Annotated in this window: 15 protein-coding genes; all 15 read left to right on the forward strand. The window is 69.0% G+C overall.

What is annotated here, in order from left to right:
• Window positions 1-164: 164 nt before the first annotated feature.
• The 15 genes from VV02_RS21385 (at window position 165) to VV02_RS21455 (ending at window position 18,174) form a co-directional block, all read left to right on the forward strand.
• Window positions 165-959, forward strand: a complete 795-nt coding sequence (locus VV02_RS21385) for an isocitrate lyase/PEP mutase family protein (protein WP_052594893.1) — start codon at window positions 165-167, stop codon at window positions 957-959.
• A gap of 418 nt (window positions 960-1,377) precedes the next feature.
• Window positions 1,378-2,028, forward strand: a complete 651-nt coding sequence (locus VV02_RS21390) for a hypothetical protein (RefSeq protein ID WP_157063494.1) — start codon at window positions 1,378-1,380, stop codon at window positions 2,026-2,028.
• A gap of 1 nt (window position 2,029) precedes the next feature.
• On the forward strand, window positions 2,030-2,575 hold the full coding sequence (locus VV02_RS21395; RefSeq protein WP_052594898.1) for a SigE family RNA polymerase sigma factor: 546 nt from the start codon (window positions 2,030-2,032) through the stop codon (window positions 2,573-2,575).
• Between the two features lie 85 nt (window positions 2,576-2,660).
• A complete protein-coding gene (locus tag VV02_RS21400) occupies window positions 2,661-4,145 on the forward strand; it encodes an aldehyde dehydrogenase family protein (protein ID WP_052594900.1) in 1,485 nt (494 codons plus the stop codon).
• A gap of 64 nt (window positions 4,146-4,209) precedes the next feature.
• Window positions 4,210-5,733 carry an APC family permease gene (locus tag VV02_RS21405; RefSeq protein ID WP_052594901.1) on the forward strand — a complete coding sequence of 508 codons (1,524 nt, stop codon included), beginning with the start codon at window positions 4,210-4,212 and terminating at the stop codon, window positions 5,731-5,733.
• A gap of 6 nt (window positions 5,734-5,739) precedes the next feature.
• On the forward strand, window positions 5,740-7,296 hold the full coding sequence (locus VV02_RS21410; protein WP_052594903.1) for a GMC family oxidoreductase: 1,557 nt from the start codon (window positions 5,740-5,742) through the stop codon (window positions 7,294-7,296).
• Between the two features lie 131 nt (window positions 7,297-7,427).
• A complete protein-coding gene (locus VV02_RS21415; RefSeq protein ID WP_052594905.1) occupies window positions 7,428-8,045 on the forward strand; it encodes a hypothetical protein in 618 nt (205 codons plus the stop codon).
• A gap of 198 nt (window positions 8,046-8,243) precedes the next feature.
• Window positions 8,244-9,479, forward strand: a complete 1,236-nt coding sequence (locus VV02_RS21420; RefSeq protein WP_052594906.1) for a toxic anion resistance protein — start codon at window positions 8,244-8,246, stop codon at window positions 9,477-9,479.
• Window positions 9,480-9,504: 25 nt separating this feature from the next.
• Window positions 9,505-10,059, forward strand: coding sequence for a hypothetical protein (locus VV02_RS21425; RefSeq protein WP_052594908.1), 555 nt, complete (start codon window positions 9,505-9,507; stop codon window positions 10,057-10,059).
• Window positions 10,056-11,381, forward strand: a complete 1,326-nt coding sequence (locus tag VV02_RS21430) for an AAA family ATPase (protein WP_052594910.1) — start codon at window positions 10,056-10,058, stop codon at window positions 11,379-11,381. Before VV02_RS21425 ends, VV02_RS21430 begins: the two co-directional genes overlap by 4 nt.
• Window positions 11,378-12,697 (forward strand): hypothetical protein, encoded by a 1,320-nt coding sequence (locus tag VV02_RS21435; RefSeq protein ID WP_157063495.1) that lies wholly within the window; start codon window positions 11,378-11,380, stop codon window positions 12,695-12,697. The genes VV02_RS21430 and VV02_RS21435 overlap by 4 nt, the downstream gene beginning before the upstream one ends.
• Window positions 12,694-13,674 (forward strand): glutamate ABC transporter substrate-binding protein, encoded by a 981-nt coding sequence (locus tag VV02_RS21440; protein ID WP_052594914.1) that lies wholly within the window; start codon window positions 12,694-12,696, stop codon window positions 13,672-13,674. Before VV02_RS21435 ends, VV02_RS21440 begins: the two co-directional genes overlap by 4 nt.
• Window positions 13,671-14,819 (forward strand): coiled-coil domain-containing protein, encoded by a 1,149-nt coding sequence (locus VV02_RS21445; protein WP_052594915.1) that lies wholly within the window; start codon window positions 13,671-13,673, stop codon window positions 14,817-14,819. Before VV02_RS21440 ends, VV02_RS21445 begins: the two co-directional genes overlap by 4 nt.
• Window positions 14,816-17,101 carry a serine/threonine-protein kinase gene (locus tag VV02_RS21450; protein WP_052594917.1) on the forward strand — a complete coding sequence of 762 codons (2,286 nt, stop codon included), beginning with the start codon at window positions 14,816-14,818 and terminating at the stop codon, window positions 17,099-17,101. The genes VV02_RS21445 and VV02_RS21450 overlap by 4 nt, the downstream gene beginning before the upstream one ends.
• Window positions 17,098-18,174, forward strand: coding sequence for a protein phosphatase 2C domain-containing protein (locus tag VV02_RS21455; RefSeq protein ID WP_052597382.1), 1,077 nt, complete (start codon window positions 17,098-17,100; stop codon window positions 18,172-18,174). The genes VV02_RS21450 and VV02_RS21455 overlap by 4 nt, the downstream gene beginning before the upstream one ends.
• The last annotated feature ends 2 nt before the right edge of the window (window positions 18,175-18,176 follow it).

Below are 18,176 nucleotides of genomic sequence, written 5' to 3' on the forward strand. Positions count from 1 at the left end.
GTCTGCCAGCACGCGACGCGAACCCCTTCGGCGCGTGGTGAGCACACGGTAGGGCGCGCGACGCGCAGTCCGCCGATGCCGGCGAATTCCTGTGACTTCGACGGCGACTCGTCAGGAATTGCCCTCGCCGGCTGGTGTCGGTGGCTGCACCTAGCGTTCGGCGTATGACGACAGATCTCGCCTCGCGCTTCCATGCCCTCCACCAGGACGTCCTCGTCCTGCCCAACTGCTGGGACGCGGCCACCGCGCGCGTGATCGAGGCTGCTGGGGCTCCCGCGCTCGCCACGACCAGCGCGGCGGTGGCCTGGGCGCTCGGACAGCCGGACGGCAACCGCCTGGACCGCGACCTCATGCTGCAAAACCTGCGACGGATCACCGCGGCCGTCTCCGTGCCGGTGACGAGCGACATCGAGGGCGGCTTCGGCGAGGGCGACGCGGCGCTCGCGGAGACCACGCGACTGGTGATCGACGCGGGTGCCGTCGGGGTCAACCTCGAGGACACGTACGACGGTGGCTTCCGGTCCTTGGAAGACGCCGCCCATCGCGTCGGCGTCGTGCGCAAGGCGGCCGAGCAGGCCGGCGTCGACCTCTTCATCAACGCCCGCACCGACTCCTACCTCGCGGGCACCAACGATGTCGACGACACCCTCGCCCGAGCGGCCGCGTATCTCGACGCCGGTGCCAGCGGCATCTTCGTCCCGGGCACCGGTGACCTGGAGCTGATCAGCCGGCTGACGTCAGAGATCAAGGCGCCCGTCAACGTCCTCGTCGGGCCTGGGTCTCCCTCGGTCCCCGAGCTGAAGGACGCCGGCGTACGACGGGTGTCGGCCGGGTCCTCACTGGCGAGTTCGGTCTTCGGGCACGTCTCCCGGGCCGCACACGAGATGCTGGAGAAGGGCACCTACACCGAGATGGGCGAGGCGCTGAACTGGGGCGAGATGAACGACCTGTTCACCTGATGCAGCGGATCGGTGGGTCTCGCGCGTCATCAGTCGAGCGGACCGACCGATCACTACCATCACTCGGGGGGAGGGTCTGATGCGCGGAGCTGACGAGACTGACGCCGAGACCTTGCTACAAGCACGGCTCAGCAGATGGTCCATCGAGCCTGGGGACGCCGGTCCAGTAGTGGACCGGGCGCGTCGAACGGCCTCCCGGAAGGCACGGCTTCGCAACACAGTCGTCCTGACCACGTCTGTCCTGATGTGCGTCGCGCTCATGGTCGGTGCGGCGGCGGTGAAACATGGCCTGGGGCCACTGACGTCCGTCGCATCGATCACCGATGGCTCCCTGCCCATTCCCGTCCCGCTGCCGGACCGCACCACAAGCGGAGCCACACCCTCGGGTCAGTCCGATCCCGGCAGGTACGCCTACCGCATGGAATCGACCTTCGCCGCAGGCACGTTCGGGGGCCACCATTGGGAGAGGGACGGCGCTCAGCAGGGCACGGCGTACAACCTCGGTTTTCCGTCTCCTGGAATGAACTGCTCCGATCAACGCAGCGCTGACCAGCTCTCGTCCATCCAGCAGGTCCGACGCGACACGTCCCGCGTGCTGATCGGGACCATCGCCGGTTATCAGACCAGCACCGGCTTCAGAGTCCTGCCTGCTGTCGCCGCTAACACGTCTGCCTGCCGCTGGCCGTCCGGTCAGCGGCCGACGGCCTTCCTCTGGGCAGGTCACGACGACGCGAATCATCTGCTCGCGCTGATACCCGCTGACCCCGTCGCCTCGCTGCGCACCGGAACGATGTCCGGGGCGCCCCCTCCCGACGGATCGCCCGCTGCCGTGCTCGCGGCCGCCCGTGTCGGGGACCTCGTGGTCTACGGCGTCAGTTACGACCCCGACCAGTCCGCGGCCATCGCAGCAGCGACGTCGATGGTGCTCGCGACGGAGTCGGAGCTGCGCCTCTCGAGCTACGGGCCGGCGCACAGCCAGCCTGTCGCCGGCAGTCGGCAAACGCATCCGCCGACACGTTCCCCGGAGGACGGGATCGCGATCGATCCCCGTGCCGGGCAGGGGGGTTGAGATGCGATCCGCGACCGATCCGGAAGCCGCCACATATGTCACTGCGGCCTATCCCCGACTGATGAACCTGGCCGGCGCCCTGACGGGCAATCGTCACGATGCACAGGATCTCGTCCAGGACACCATGGCCACCGTGCTCATCAAGTGGCACAAGGTCCGTGCCGCGACCAACCAGGATGCTTATGTTCGACGCGTGCTGGTCAACCGCTATGTGTCGAAGAAGCGGCTTCGCTCGGCCTCGGAGATCGTCTCCCACGATGCGGTGACCAGGGACCGCGCCTCTGAACCACTCGTGGATATCGAGTCGCGCGACGAGATGATGGAGCTGCTCTGGCGTCTGCCCAGAGTCCAGCGCACGGTGCTGGTGCTGCGCTTCTACGAAGATCTCTCCGACGCACAGATCGCCCAGACACTGTCCTGTCGTGAGGGCACCGTCCGTTCCAACGCGTCACGCGCCCTCGCCAGCCTTCGAGAGGAGCTCGGGTCCGTGCGAGCGTGCCAGCGTACGGACTCGGCGCAGGCGCCGTTGCCAGCGTCGGCCGGCTGACAACGCCCGTCCCGCACAGCGCTCCGACGTCTCGAACTGTGCTTGGCTCATCGTGACGATGCCAGACACGAGGGAGTGACGTCGGATGACTGACCGCACGCCGGATCTCTATATCGCCGGCGACTGGGTGCACTCATCCGACGGCGGCACTCGAGAGCTGACCAATCCCGCGAACGGCGAGGTCTTCGCCGTCGTCGACGAGGCCACACCGGCTGATGCGACGCGTGCGGTGGCAGCAGCGAGGTCAGCTTTCGACCAAGGCGACTGGCCCGCCACTCCGGTCAACGAGCGCGCTGCCCTCCTCGATCGGATCGCCGACCTGCTCGAGCGGGACAAGGAAGCGCTGGCGCGCATCGAGACCGAGGACACCGGAAAGACCCTGGTCGAGAGCCGCATCGACATCGACGACGTCGTCTCGGTGTTCCGCTACTACAGCCGGCTCGTCGGCATCGAGTCGGACCGGCTCGTCGATGTCGGAGATCCCGACGTCATGAGCACCGTCGTCCGGGAGCCGATCGGCGTCTGCGTCCTGATCGCGCCCTGGAACTACCCGCTGCTGCAGATGTCCTGGAAGGTCGCTCCCGCGCTGGCCGCCGGCTGCACCATGGTGGCCAAGCCGAGCGAGGTGACACCGCTCAGCACCATCGCCTTCGTCAGGTTGATCGAGGAGGCGGGCGCGCCGGCCGGGGTGGTCAACCTGGTGCAGGGCAGCGGCGCGACGTTAGGAGCGGCTCTGACCGAGACTCCCGATGTCGACCTCATCTCCTTCACCGGTGGCCTCGCGACGGGACGCATCGTGGCGAAGGCCGCGGCCCAGCAGGTGACCCGATGCGCGGTCGAGCTCGGCGGCAAGAACCCGCACATCGTCTTCGCCGACACCGAGTGGGAGAGCTCGGTCGACCAGGTACTGACCGGCGTGTTCCTGCACTCCGGGCAGGTCTGCTCGGCCGGCACACGACTGATCATCGAGGAGTCGATCGCCGACGACTTCGTGGCCGCACTCGCCGCGCGGGCCGCGACCATCCGGATGGGCGACGGGCTGGATCCCGCCAGCGAGACCGGCCCGTTGGTCTCTCAGGACCACCTGGCCAAGGTCGAGGCGTACGTCGCGCTCGGCATCTCCGAAGGCGCCACGCTCGTGACGGGCGGCTCCCGTCCGACCGATCCTTCGCTCGCGAAGGGCAGCTTCTACCTGCCCACGATCTTGGACAGGTGCGACCGAACGATGCGCATCGTCCAGGAGGAGACGTTCGGACCCATCCTCACGGTCGAGCGCTTCACCACCGAGGAGGAGGCGATCCGGCTCGGCAACGACACCGAGTACGGCCTCGCCGCCGGCGTACGAACGTCGGACCCGGGGCGGGGAGAGCGAGTCGCGAGAGCGCTCCGCCACGGCACGGTCTGGCTCAACGACTTCGGCTACTACACCGCGGCAGCCGAGTGGGGTGGCTTCAAGAAATCGGGCAACGGGCGCGAGCTCGGGCCCGCGGGACTGGCGGAGTACCAGGAGCTGAAGCACATCTGGCGCAACACCGCACCCAAGCCGGCGGGGTGGTTCAAGGGCGACTGACCGTTTGTCGGCACCGCCCCGGACAGTCCGGCTGCGGCGAACCTTCCCGAGAGGCACGCGCACGATGACAGCTCAGGCAGAGCACGAATCCGCTACCGACACCGGCATGGAGGAACTCGGCTATCGCCAGTCCCTCGACCGCAGCATCGGCAAGTTCGCCAGCTTTGCCGCCGGGGTCAGCTACATCTCGATCCTGACCGGCACGTTCCAGCTCTTCTACTTCGGCTTCGGCACGGCGGGTCCGGCCTATCTCTGGTCCTGGCCGCTGGTCTTCGTAGGCCAGCTGGCGGTCGCGCTCTGCTTCATGGAGCTCGCGGCGAAGTATCCCGTGGCCGGCTCCGTCTACAACTGGTCCAAGCTCCTCGGCAGCAGGGTCGTCGGGTGGACCTCCGGGTGGCTGATGCTCACCGCGTCGATCGTCACGCTGTCCGCCGTCGTGCTCGCGCTGCAGTCCAACCTCCCCCGGCTGTGGAGTGGCTTCCAGATCATCGGCGACGGGACGGGCGCGAACGACGCTGCCGCCAATGCCGTACTCCTCGGCACGATCTGGATCATCTTCACCACGGCGGTCAACGCCTGGAGCGTCAAGCTCATGTCGATGATCAACAGTGCCGGTGTGTTCATCGAGCTGATCGCCGCCGTGCTGATCGCGATCATCCTCGCCTTCAACATCGAACGCGGCCCGCACGTCTTCTTCTCCAGCAACGGGTACGGCGCCGGCGAGAGCGGCGGCTACCTCGGCGCCTTCTTGATCGCGTCGCTCGCATCCGGGTATGTGATGTACGGCTTCGACACGGCCAGCTCGCTGGGCGAAGAGACGGTCGAGCCACGTCGTACGGCGCCGAAGGCGATCCTGCGCGCCATCCTCGCCTCGTTCGTCATCGGCGGCGCGATCCTCGTCTTCGCCATCATGGCCGCGCCCAACCTCAAGGACCCCCAGCTCAGCTCCGCCGGCGGCCTGCAGTCCATCGTCCAGGACGTCATGTGGGGTCCTGTCGGCACGATCTTCCTGATCTGCATCATGGTCGCGGTCACGGTGTGCTCACTCGCGGTGCACACGGCCGCCATCCGGCTGACCTTCGCGATGGCCCGAGACAACGCGCTTCCCTTTGGCGAGAAGCTCGCTCGCGTGCACCCGAAGCACCAGACGCCGATCGTCCCGGCCGTGATCATCGGTCTGCTGGCCGTCGCCATCCTCGTCGTCAACATCGGGCAGTCGCAGATCTTCACAGTCCTGACATCGATCGCGATCATCATGATCTATCTGGCCTACCTGATGGTCACCGGACCATTGCTCAAGAAGCGGCTCCAGGGCCAGTGGCCGCCCGCGGATCTCAAGGCCGGCGGCTACTTCACGATGGGTCGCTGGGGTCTCCCAGTGAACATTCTCGCGGTCGTCTGGGGTGCCGGGATGGCCATCAACCTCGCGTGGCCGCGAACCGCCGTCTACGGCGACCCCTGGTACAACACGTGGGGCGCCTTCGTCTACATCGGCCTGATCCTCGGCCTCGGACTGCTCTGGTACGCCGTCAAGGGCCGCAACCACATCGGCACCCTCGCGTCCCACGCGAGCGAGACGAAGGACTGAATTCCTTTGTCGGACAGCACTTTTGACTATGTCATTGCTGGCGGCGGCACTGCCGGATGTGTGCTCGCGGCCCGGCTGAGTGAGGACCCGGACGTCACCGTCTGCCTTGTGGAGGCCGGACCGTCCGATGTCGGTGACCCCAACGTGCTCCAGCTATCGGAGTGGATGCACCTGCTGGACTCCGGCTACGACTGGGACTACCCGATCGAGCCGCAGGCTAAGGGCAACAGCTTCATGCGGCATGCCCGGGCCAAGGTGCTCGGCGGCTGCTCATCGCACAACTCGTGCATCGCGTTCTGGCCTCCGGCAGAGGCACTGGACGACTGGGAGGCGATGGGTGCCACGGGTTGGGGTGCTCGCGATGTGCTGCCGTACGTCGCCCGCGTCGAGAACAACGACGCCCCCGGCGACCAGCACGGGCTCGACGGTCCGGTGCGGCTGCGGGACGTACCACCGCTTGACCCGTGCGGGCTCGCTCTCCTCGATGCTGCCGCGAAGGTCGGCCTCCCGACCGTTGAATTCAACCGGGGCACAACGGTTCTCAACGGCGCGGGCTGGTTCCAGATCAACGCGGGCGAGGACGGGACGCGGATGTCCACGTCCCATGCGTACCTGCATCCGATCCTGGACTCGCGCAGCAACCTCGAGGTCCGCACCGGCTGCTGGGTGAGCGAGATCGTCATCGACGACACGCTGGCCGCCACCGGAGTTCGCTACCAACGCCCGGACCTGACGGGGTACGACACAGTGTCGGCGCGTCGAGAGGTCGTGGTCACCGCGGGGGCCATCGACACGCCAAAACTGTTGATGCTGTCAGGAATTGGGCCTGCGGACCACCTGCGCGAGCACGGCATCACCGTCCGAGTGGACTCCCCCGGTGTCGGCGAGAACCTCGACGACCACGTCGAGGGCCTGGTGTTCTTCGAAGCATCACGACCGATGGTCACGACCTCGACGCAGTGGTGGGAGATCGGGCTGTTCGCGACGACCGTCGACGGCCTGGCCGTGCCCGACCTGATGATGCATTACGGCAGCGTGCCGTTCGACATGAACACCCTGCGCTGGGGCTACCCGACCACGGACAACGGCTTCTGCCTCACGCCCAACGTCACGCAGGGACTCTCACGCGGCACCGTACGACTGAGGTCCCGTGACTTCCGCGACCGCGCGAGAGTCGATCCGCGCTACTTCACCGACGCCGACGGGCACGACGAGCGGGTGATGCTCGCCGGCGTACGCCTGGCTCGCCGGATCGCTGAGCAGGAGCCACTGCGGGGCTGGGTCGCGCGCGAGCTGGCGCCCGGACCCGATGCCAGCACCGACGACGAGCTGCTCGACTACATCCACAAGACGCACAACACCGTCTATCACCCGGCGGGCACGGCGCGGATGGGCGCAGCGGACAACCCCATGGCCGTCCTCGACCCGCAGCTGCGGGTGAAGGGCGTATCCGGGCTGCGCGTGGTGGACGCATCTGCGATGCCCAAGCTGCCCGCGGTCAACCCCAACATCACCGTCATGACGATGGCCGAACGGTGCGCAGACCTGATGCGTGGAGCCTGACCCTCGGAGGTCGCGCCGGCCGAGCACCGGCCGAGCACCGGCCGGCGCCTTCCGGGGCAACGGATCGCGCTGTCCGGAGCGTCATGTGCTGTAGCGGGCCAACGGGGGCCGCTACACCGAAGGGGATCCGTATGACTTCCAAGCTGATTCGTCGTTCTGTCGCCACCACCGCAATTGCTGTCCTGGCGATGTCAGGCGCGGGCGTCGCCGCTGCAGAAGCCTCACCGGCACCGGCTGCAGGGGCAGCCGCCACGGTGCAGCGAGCGATCACGACCATCCCGGATGTGGCACCGAGCCAGATGGCCGGCTGGCCGATCGCGTGGGACCTCGGCCAGACACCGAACATCGCTCCCATCATGAGAGCTCAGCGATGTGACCCAGTCAATCCGGACGGGCTCGCACCGACCGCCGGTCGTAACTGGGCGTACTTCGACGCGAGCGACGGCGACAACCTCACGAAGATGTCCGCGGACCTGACCGTCACCGGGTGGGCCAACGGTCGGCAGGCGTTGCGGGCCATGCGTACCGACGGCGGACGATGCACGCTCATGCCCGGCTGGCACGAGGTCCCGTGGGCAGGCACGTCCAAGAGCACGCACCTGATGCTCAAGAACGGCAAGCAGTACGCCGCCGTCGTCGTCAAGGGGAACTACCTCGTCTCGGCCAGCATCTGGGCGGGCCACCACACCGCCGCCGAGTCCCGCGCTGTCGCGATCACGGGCGCCGCCGAGACGGTGGCCAACCTCTAGACCCTCGCGAGCGCATTGTTCGACGGCCGTCATCCGATCGGATGACGGCCGTTGTCGTGCCCGCACCTCCGGACGGTCGCCGGAGCAGCGTAGATTGTGGGCCTCGTCACGATGTCGTGGCTACGGGAGTTCGGGGTGCTCCCATGACGGGCCTGCTGGCCCGCCATGCGGTCACTCCGCACAGCGAGGGGAGACAGCATGTCCGAGAGCGACGGAGCCCAGGCGGCCAGTCCGCTTCAACCGCCTGAGCCGGTCGAGGCTGTCACGTTGACTGCCCCTGCCCCGACCCAGCCGGTGGCGGCCACGGCTGCCCCGAGCATGGCGCCGGCTGTTGACCCAGCCGCGCTGCCCGGGCTGGACGCCAAGGTCGAGGGATTCCTGGAGTCCCTGGTCTCCGCGCAGCCGCGGTCACCGGAGTTCGAGGCCAAGGCCGGCGACGTACGCAGCATGGGCGACGCGGACATCCGGCAGGCGGCCGAGAGCTCCAACCGGCTCCTCGCCTCGCCGGTCAAGGCGCTGCAGTCCGGTGGCCTGTCCGAGAAGTCGACGGTCGGCAAGTCGCTGCTGGAGCTGCGCCGGACGGTCGAGGACCTGGACCCCAAGGAAGCCACCGGCACCAAGAAGCTGCTCGGCATGATCCCGTTCGGGGACAAGCTGGAGAACTACTTCCGCAAGTACCAGAGCGCCCAGGGACACCTCGACGGCATCTTGCACGCGCTGCGCAACGGCCAGGACGAGCTCGGCAAGGACAACGCCGCGCTCAACCTGGAGAAGCAGCAGCTCTGGGACACCATGGGCCGGCTCAACCAGTACGTCTACGTCGCCGAGCGCCTCGACGCCAAGCTGTCGGCCACCATCGCCCAGCTCGAGACCACCGACCCCGACAAGGCCAAGTCCTTGCGTGACGACGTGCTGTTCTACGTCCGGCAGAAGCACCAGGACCTGCTCACCCAGCTCGCCGTGTCGATCCAGAACTACCTGGCCATCGACGTCGTCATCAAGAACAACATTGAGCTGATCAAGGGCGTCGACCGCGCCTCGACCACCACGGTCTCGGCCCTGCGTACGGCCGTCATCGTGGCCCAGGCGCTCGGCAACCAGAAGCTCGTGCTCGACCAGATCACCGCGCTCAACACCACGACCAGCGACATGATCGAGCGCACCTCTCAGCTGTTGAAGGACAACTCGGTCGCGATCCAGCAGCAGGCCGGCTCCGCCACGATCGGGCTGCCACAGCTGCAGGCCGCGTTCGCCAACATCTACGCGACGATGGACGCGATCGACACGTTCAAGGTCGAGGCGCTGGACAACATGTCGGCGACGATCGGCACGCTCGAGAACGAAGTCACCAAGTCCCGCGGCTACCTCGACCGGGTGTCCACGCAGAACCAGCAAGTGGCCAGCGGCTCGCTCGACCTCGGCCTGGGCCGCTGACGTCGGCTCGCAGCGGAGCAGCGCGATGACCCTCGGTGGGTTCCTCGGGCGGATCACCGGACGTGACCGCGAGCCCGAGCCTGCCGCTGTGCCACGCCCGCCGACCACGCAGGATCTGCTGGCGGCCGTGGACCGGGTCGAGCAGCTCGTCGCCAACGGTGCGGTGCCTGCGGTGGTCAGCTCGCGGGTGATGCGCGTGTCCCGCATCGTGCGCGAGACCATCCCTCGGCTGAGCAACCTCGGAGCGGGCAGCCCGCAGGCGTACTCGGTCATGGCGACAGCGACCGACTACCTCCCCGAGGCGGTCAGCGGATACCTCCGCCTGCCTCGTCAGTGGGCCGACAGCCGCCCGGTCGACCGGGGCAAGACCTCGCTGATGGTGCTCGTCGACCAGCTGGACCTGCTGGGCTCCACAATGGAGCAGGTCTTCGACGCGGTGAACCGGGCCGACGCCACCGCGCTCGTGGCCCACGGACGATTCCTCGCCGAGAAGTTCGGCACCGGTTCGACCGGTGGTGCGTTGGGTCTTCCGACTGGCGACGCCGGTCGGTTGCAGCCGCCATCGGGGAGACAGTCTTGAGCGACACCGACCTGGGCCACGCCCTTGCCGAGCTCGCGCGCGTCGCCGAGCAGGCCGGCGTACGACCCGACCAGGCACGATCCGAGGGTCTGGCACTGGCAGCCGCGCTCGCCGAGTCGGCCAGCGGTGCGCCCGCTGACTGGGTCCTTGCCTCACCGGGCGCGAGCGCCCAGGACTTCTTCGATGCGGCGGTCCGCGGACGACGTTGGCGGGGCGCGCCCACCGCCACCCTGACCGAGCTCGTCGCGAGCCGGTCACCACAAGCCGTGCCGTACGCCGAGGCGCTCGCCGCGCTGGCCTCCGCCGCCTGCTCCTTGGGTGAGCCGACCATGCGCGTGATCGGCAACGCCTCCGTCGCGGCGGCCGCCCAGCTGCATGCCGTCGGAGCACGCCCCGAGGCGACGCCGACCTCGGTCGGAGCGGCGGGCGTACCGACGCTCGTCCGCGCCGAGGAGCCCGCGGCGAAAGCCGAGGAGGCCGTACCGGAGCCTGAGCCTGAGCCGGCGCGCAGCCTCGAGGACCTGCTCGCCGAGCTGGACGGCCTGACCGGTCTCGACCGCGTCAAGCAAGAGGTGCACCGCCAGGTCGCCGTGCTGCGGATCGAGAAGCTGCGCGCCGAGGCCGGGCTGCGCGCGCCCACGATCACGCGGCACCTGGTGTTCGTCGGCAACCCGGGCACCGGCAAGACGACCGTGGCACGGTTGGTGAGCGGGATCTATGCCGCGCTCGGGCTGCTGTCCAAGGGACAGCTGGTCGAGGTGGACCGGTCCGAGCTGGTCGCCGGCTATCTCGGCCAGACCGCGGTGAAGACCGCTGAGGTCGTGGCGACCGCCGTCGGTGGCGTGCTGTTCATCGACGAGGCCTACAGCCTCACCGGGACCGAGGGCGGCGACCAGTACGGCCGCGAGGCCGTCGACACCCTGGTCAAGGAGATGGAGGACCAGCGAGACGATCTGGTCGTCATCGTCGCCGGCTATCCCGACCCGATGGAGACCTTCATCGCCGCCAATCCCGGCCTGGCCAGCAGGTTCAGGACGACGATCACGTTCGACGACTACGCCGACGACGAGCTCGCTGACATCCTGACCGATCTGGCCGACCAAGCCGACTACGAGCTCGCACCCAAGGCGCTCGACGCCTTCCGCGAGCAGCTCGAGACCACACCGCGCGGCGAGTCGTTCGGCAACGGTCGGTACGCCCGCAACACCCTGGAGGCCGCCATCGGCCGCCATGCATGGCGGCTGCGCGACGTCGACGCGCCGACCACTGAGCAGCTTCGGCAGCTCACAGCATCTGACCTGAGCGAGGGAGATCCGACGTGAGTGTGTCCACCGCACCTGCCCCGGCGACATCCAGACCCGGCGGGGGCCCGGCCGGCCCTACGGCCGCCCGCCAGTCGCTGGCTGCCCGCCTCCGTCATGGCGCGGCAGCCTGGTTCGCCGGGACGCCCGGCCGCATGCGGGTGCTGCTGCTGATCGCTCTGGCGCTGTCGGTGCTGTTCGGCGCCGGCGTCGCGCAGACGTTCCGCAACGCCGACAGCTCGCTCGGACGGGCTCAGGACAACACCGCGCAGCTCGTCCGCGTCCAGACGATCCACACCAACCTGGTAAGCGCCAACGCTGTCGCGACCAAGGCGTTCCTCAAGGGTGGGCTCGAGCCGACCGAGCAGCGGCAAGAATTCGTCACGTCGCTGGACAAGGCAGCCAAGCTCATCACCGAGGCTTCGAAGGCGCAGCCGGCTGACGCGACCGCGCTCGGTGCCCTCAACACGACGCTGGTGTCGTACCGCGGCCTGATCGAGCAGGCCAGGTCCAACAACCGCCAGGGGTTGCCCGTCGGCGCGCAGTACCTCAAGGACGCCAACAGCCTCATCGAGACCGACGCGCTGCCCGTACTCAACGCTCTCGTCGCGGCCAACAAGCAGCGCGTGGACGACGAGTTCTCCAACACCGGCAACGGCCGGATCTGGGTTCTGGCCGCCGGTCTGGTCGCGTTGCTCGCACTCATCGTCGTGATGCTCTGGCTGGCGCAGCACAGCCACCGCTACATCAACGTTCCGCTCGCCGTCGCCGCGATCCTCGTCCTGCTCACGACGGTCGTCGGCGTCGGCTTGCTGTCGCTGGCCAAGAGCCGCGCGGACGACGTCAAAAGCTCCTCGTACGCCGGCACGCTGGCCCTGGCCAGTGCCCGGATCGGCGGCTACGACGCGCAGTCCAACGAGAACCTGACGCTCATTGCGCGCGGCTCCGGCGCCGGTTTCGAGACGAGCTGGAAAAAGGACGCGGAGGACACCCGTGGCTACCTCGCCGAAGCCGACCGTCTCGGGGTCGGCGCGTCGAGCCAGTGGAACGCCTACGAGACGGCCCACAAGCGGGTCCGGGACCTGGACAACTCCGGCAACTGGGACGGCGCTGTCGACCAGGCCCTCGGCCCCAAGGGCCAGGCCTTCACCTCGTTCGACGCCTTCGCTCGGGCCTCCGGCACCAGCCTCGACAAGACAAGCGAGGCTGCGCAGAGCGGGTTACGGGACGCCGGCGGCGGACTGTCGCTGATGGGCTGGCTCGGCATACCAATCGGACTGGTGGTCGCCTTGCTCGCCTGGTGGGGTCTGTCGCAGCGGCTGGAGGAGTACCGATGAAGCGCCTGACCACACTGCGTGCCTCGATCGCAGTCTGCATCAGCCTCGCCGTGGCGGGCTGCAGCAGCGGCGAGTACTCCGACACGCCGATCCCGTCCAAGACCACGACGAAGGCGGCGCCGGCACCGGCGGCGACCAAAGCGCCCGACTGTGGCAACCCCGTGCAGTCCTACCAACCGTCCGGGTCGCTGCCTGCCCCGACCGCGCTGCCGGCAGGCTCGACGATGGCCAAGATCCGCGCTCGCGGTCGACTGATCGCCGGTGTCTCGGCCGACTCGCTTCAGCTCGGCGCGCGCAACCCGATCACTGGCAGCATCGAGGGTTTCGACATCGACATGCTGCACGCGGTGTCGCAGGCGATCTTCGGCGACCCGAACAAGATCGAGTTCCGGGTGATCTCGACGGCCGACCGCTTCACCGTGCTGCAGTCGCACAGTGTGGACATCGTGGCCCGCGCAGTGACGATGAACTGCGATCGCTGGGACAAGGTCGCGTTCTCGACCGAGTACTACCACGCGGGCCAGAAGCTGCTCGTGCCCCTCGGCAACAAGGCGACCGGGCTGGACGACCTGGCCCAGACTCTGCCCGCGGGCCAGCGGCAGGTGTGTGCGCAGACCGGGTCAACCGCCATCGACACGGTGAAGCAGCATCGCGACCTCACGCTCGTGCCAGCCGGGACGGGCACCGGATGTCTGGTGCTGTTCCAGCAGGGCAAGGCCAACGCGATCGTGGCCGACGACACCGTGCTCGCCGGGCTCGCCGCGCAGGACCCCTACGCCAAGGTGCTCCGGATGAAGGCGATCAGCAATGAGCCCTACGGCCTGGCCATGCCCAAGGACCAGACCGATCTGGTGCGGTTCGTCAACCAGGTGCTCGACACGATGCGCGCGGACGGCCGGCTGACCGCGTCGTACAACCGCTGGTTCAAGGAGCTCGGCCCGGCACCCGCTCCGCCCAAGGCGGTCTACGGCAGATGAGGCCACCCGTCGCGACCGTTCCGCGGCCCCCGGGCCGGATCGGGGCACCCGTACCCGCGCAGGAGATGCTCGGCTATCTCACTGCGCTCGGGGCCTGGCGGGATGCCCGGCGCGAAGAGCTCGACAACCTCGACCGGGCCGCGCTGCAGTCCCCCGACGAAGACACGTTCAGCGCCGACCTGGTGCTGTCGATGGCGGTCTGGAAGTCGGTGTCCGACCGCTACGAGCTGCTGCTCGTGACCTGGGACTCCGGCCGCGTCGGTCAGGCGGAGTCCGAGCGACTCAGCACCTTGATCTGGGGCGGACTCGACACCGGGTCCGGTGCGGCGGGCGCTCTAGCCGTCTCGCTTCCCGAGGCGTGCGCCCTCTCCGACGCGTTGGCCGGGTCGTTGCGAGCACGGTTGGCCATCGACCCGGACCAGGCGGATCTCGCCGACCGGCAGCGCGACCTGCGCGCCCAGGTCGAACGCGTCCGTGACCTGGTCGACCGCGAGCCAGCCACCGCCCGGGCGGCAGCCGAGCAGACGCTGCAGGACCTGAGCCGGCGCGTCACCGAGATCACCGAGCGGGCCGGTCGCGGCGCCGATGTCGGTGGGTTGCTCGGGCCGCTCGAGATCGACGCGGCACGCACCGAGCGCGACCTCATCGTCGCGAGCTCGACCCGGCGTGAGCAGGCGGCCGACGTCGCGCAGGCACGCACGCTGCGGACCCAGCTCGAGGCCGAGGGCGTGGCCGTGCAGGCCGTCGCGGCGCAGTGCATCGCCGGGGTCACGCCGGCCCCACGTCTCGCCGTCCCCGACGTCACCGCCCTCGGACCGGTGCCCAACACGGCAGCCGAGCTGACGACGTACCTCTCGCGTCTGGATGCCGTACGCCGTGCGCTTAGCCAGGCGCACGCGGCGTACGGCACCGCCCTCCAACGTCGCGACGAGCTCTCCGGTCGGCTCGACGCCTACCGCGTCAAGGCCGGCCCCGAACTCTCTCCCGACCTGGCCGAGCTCTACCAACGCGCACAGACCCTGCTGGCACAACCACCGGTCGACCTGGTCCGGCTCGGCGCGCTGACGTCGGCCTACCAGGCCTACCTCGAGACGATCCTCGCTGCTCACCCGCAGCCTCGACGCGCCCCCGAAGGAGTGTCATGACGAACCCCGCCTGCACCCAGCCCGGCTGCACCGGCTCCATCGTCGACGGCTACTGCGATGTCTGCGGCTCGCCTCCCGGAGCTGCGCCCGTAGCGCCGGCCGCCTCGTCCGCGCCGGCCGCCTCGTCCGCGCCGGCCGCTTCGCCGGTTTCTGGTCCGACGTCCGGCCCCGCCGGGGCTTCGTCCTCGCCCTCGAGCGTCTCGCGCGCCTCCAACCGCCTCGCCTCCGCTCCCCTGGGCTCAGCCCGCGCGACCGCTGCCGGGTCCAAGCTGACCCGCAAGCTCGGTACGTCCTCCTCACGGCTGCGCGGAGCTCGCCTCGGCGCCGGCATCACCACGATCCCGACGATCCCGCCGCTGGATGCCAGCAAGGCGATCCTCGACAACCCGGTCGTCCCCGAGAACCGGCGTACCTGCCCCAGCTGTGGCAACCCGGTCGGCCGGTCGCGGGGAGACCAGCCCGGGCGTACCGAAGGCTTCTGCCCCAACTGCCGCAACCCGTTCTCGTTCGCGCCCAAGCTCAAGGCCGGTGACCTCGTCGGAGGTCAGTACGCCGTCGCCGGTGCCTTCGCGCACGGTGGCTTCGGCTGGCTCTACCTCGCACGCGACCAGAACGTCTCCAACCGGTGGGTCGTCCTCAAGGGCCTGCTGAACTCCGACGACCCCGACGCGGTTGCCGCGGCCATCGCCGAGCAGCAGTTCCTGGCGCGGGTGGAGCATCCGCTGATCGTCGAGATTTACAACTTCGTCACCCATGACGGTGCCGGCTACATCGTGATGGAGTACGTCGGCGGCACCTCGCTCAAGACGTTGCTCAAGCAGCGCATGGAAGCCAACAACGGGCAGTACAACGCGCTCCCGCTGGACCAGGCGATCGCGTACGTCATCGAGGTGCTGCCGGCCTTCTCCTACCTGCACGACCTGGGCCTGGTCTACTGCGACTTCAAGCCGGACAACATGATCCAGGTCGGCGACGCCATCAAGCTGATCGACCTCGGCGGCGTACGACGTATCGATGACCAGGACTCGGCGATCTACGGCACGGTCGGCTACCAGGCTCCTGAGGTCGCTGAGGTCGGCACGTCCGTCGCGTCGGACATCTACACGCTCGGGCGGACGCTGACCGTGCTGGCGATGGAGTTCCGCGGCTACCAGACGACTTTCATCGACTCGCTGCCGCCGGTCTCGGACATCCCACTGTTCCAGCAGAACGACTCGTTCTACCGGCTGCTGTCCAAGGCGTGCGCTCCCGACCCGGCCGACCGATTCGTCTCGGCGGACGAGCTGCGCGTGCAGCTCCTCGGCGTGCTTCGCGAGGTCGTCGCCGAGCGGTCCGGACGTGGGGCGGCGGCGCACTCGACGTCCTCGCTGCTGTTCGGCAGCCCGAGCGGTGAGGAGGAGTCCGTGCCGGCGTGGCGCCGGCTGCCTCCCCTGCACGAGGATGACCGCGACCCGCAGGCGAGCTGGCTCTCAACGGTCAGCGTGACCGAGCCCCGCGAGCGGCTCAAGGCGTTGCTGGCCGCGCCGGAGCGCTCCCCCGAGGTGCTGCTGCAGACGGGCCTAGCCGCGTTGGCGGCCGGCGAGTACCTCGAGGTCGACTCCGCGGTCGCGGCCCTGCTGGCCGACGACCCATGGGAGTGGCGCGCGGTATGGGTGTCCGGTCTGTCCGCGCTGGCCCGTGACGACGCTGCGGGAGCCCAGTCGGCGTTCAACGCCGTCTACGGGCAGGTGCCTGGCGAGCTCGCGCCCAAGCTCGCTCTCGCGATGTCGTGCCAGCTCAGCGGTGAGGACGACGTGGCGGAGGGTCTTTACCTCACCTGCGCGCGCACCGATGCGACCTACATCGCCCCAGCAGCGTTGGGACTGGCCACAATTCGCTCTCGCCGAGGTGATCTCGACGGGGCCGTCGCGGCCCTCGACCTGGTGCCCCCGACCAGTGGCGCCTACATTCGCGCGCGGCAGCAGCGCGCTCACACGCTCGCCGACTCCGGCCGCGGCCTCCCCGCTCTGTCCGAGGCGATGGTCAGCGTCGACCACCTGACGATCGATCCGGTCGACCGGGCCAACCTGTCGGCGAGCGTGTTCCGCACCGCGCTGGAGGAGGTACGCACCAAGGGCCCGCGCGGTGATCTCACCATCGCCGGGCGCCCGGCTCTGGAGCCGGACCTGCGGGACGGACTCGAGGCGGCGTACCGCGAGCTGGCCGGTCATGAGCCGACCAAGCAGGGCCGGGTCGCGATGATCGACAAGGCCAATGACGTACGACGATGGACGCTTCGATGAGCGGAGACGATGCCGGCTCGGTGAGCGCGGGCACCACCGTGCGGTGCCCGGCCTGCGGTCACGACACGACCGAGGGTGACCTCTTCTGCGAGGCGTGTGGGGCTGAGCTTGCTTCTGCCCCAACGGTTTCCGAACCGGTAGCCGCTCCCCTGGCAGGACCGACGGCACCCATCTCCGATGGCGCCTGCCTCTCGTGCGGTGGGGTCGTCGGTGAGGACGGCTACTGCGAGACGTGCGGCACCAAGGCGCCCAAGCCACGCGACCACTTCCAGGAGCAGCCGGCGCCTTGGGTCGCGATGACCTGCGACCGCGGCGTCCGGCACCACCGCAACGAGGACGCCGGCGCACTGTCGGCCGATCCCGAGCCGGGCAGCCGGGCCGTCCTCGTCGTCTGCGACGGCGTCAGCTCCTCCACGGATTCTGATGTCGCGAGCCTCGCGGCAGCATCCGCCGCGCGCGACGTCTTGGCAGTCGGCCGCGCGCAGGGCATGGGCACTCCGTCGTCCAGGGTCAGCGCGATCGTCGCTCGCCTCGAGGCTGCGGCCACGGCGGCCAACGACGCCGTCGTGGCGACGACGGCGCCCGAGAGCGGCAGCCCGGCGTCGTGCACGTTCGTTGCGGCCGTCGTCGACGACGGGACGATCGTGGCCGGAAGCGTCGGCGACAGCCGCGCCTACTGGTTCCCCGACAGCGGCGAGGCGATCCACCTGAGTGTGGACGACTCGATGGCGGCCGAGCTGATCGCTCAGGGCACGCCGCGCCAGATCGCCGAGTCGAGTCCGCAGGCGCACGCCATCACGCGGTGGCTCGGCGTCGACTCCCACGATCACAAGCCCGGCACGATGACGGTCGACGTCGACGCCCCAGGCTGGCTGCTCGTCTGCTCCGACGGGCTCTGGAACTACTGCTCCGCGGCGGCCGACCTGGCCGACCTCGTACGTCGTACGGCTTCGGCCCAGCACGACGACCCGCTCGCCACGTCGGCGGCGCTTGTCGACTGGGCCAACGCCCAAGGCGGGCAGGACAACATCACCGTGGCTCTTGCCCGTATCCCGATCGATGGAAGGATCTGACC

The sequence above is a fragment of the Luteipulveratus mongoliensis genome (genome assembly GCF_001190945.1).
Classification (GTDB): domain Bacteria; phylum Actinomycetota; class Actinomycetes; order Actinomycetales; family Dermatophilaceae; genus Luteipulveratus; species Luteipulveratus mongoliensis.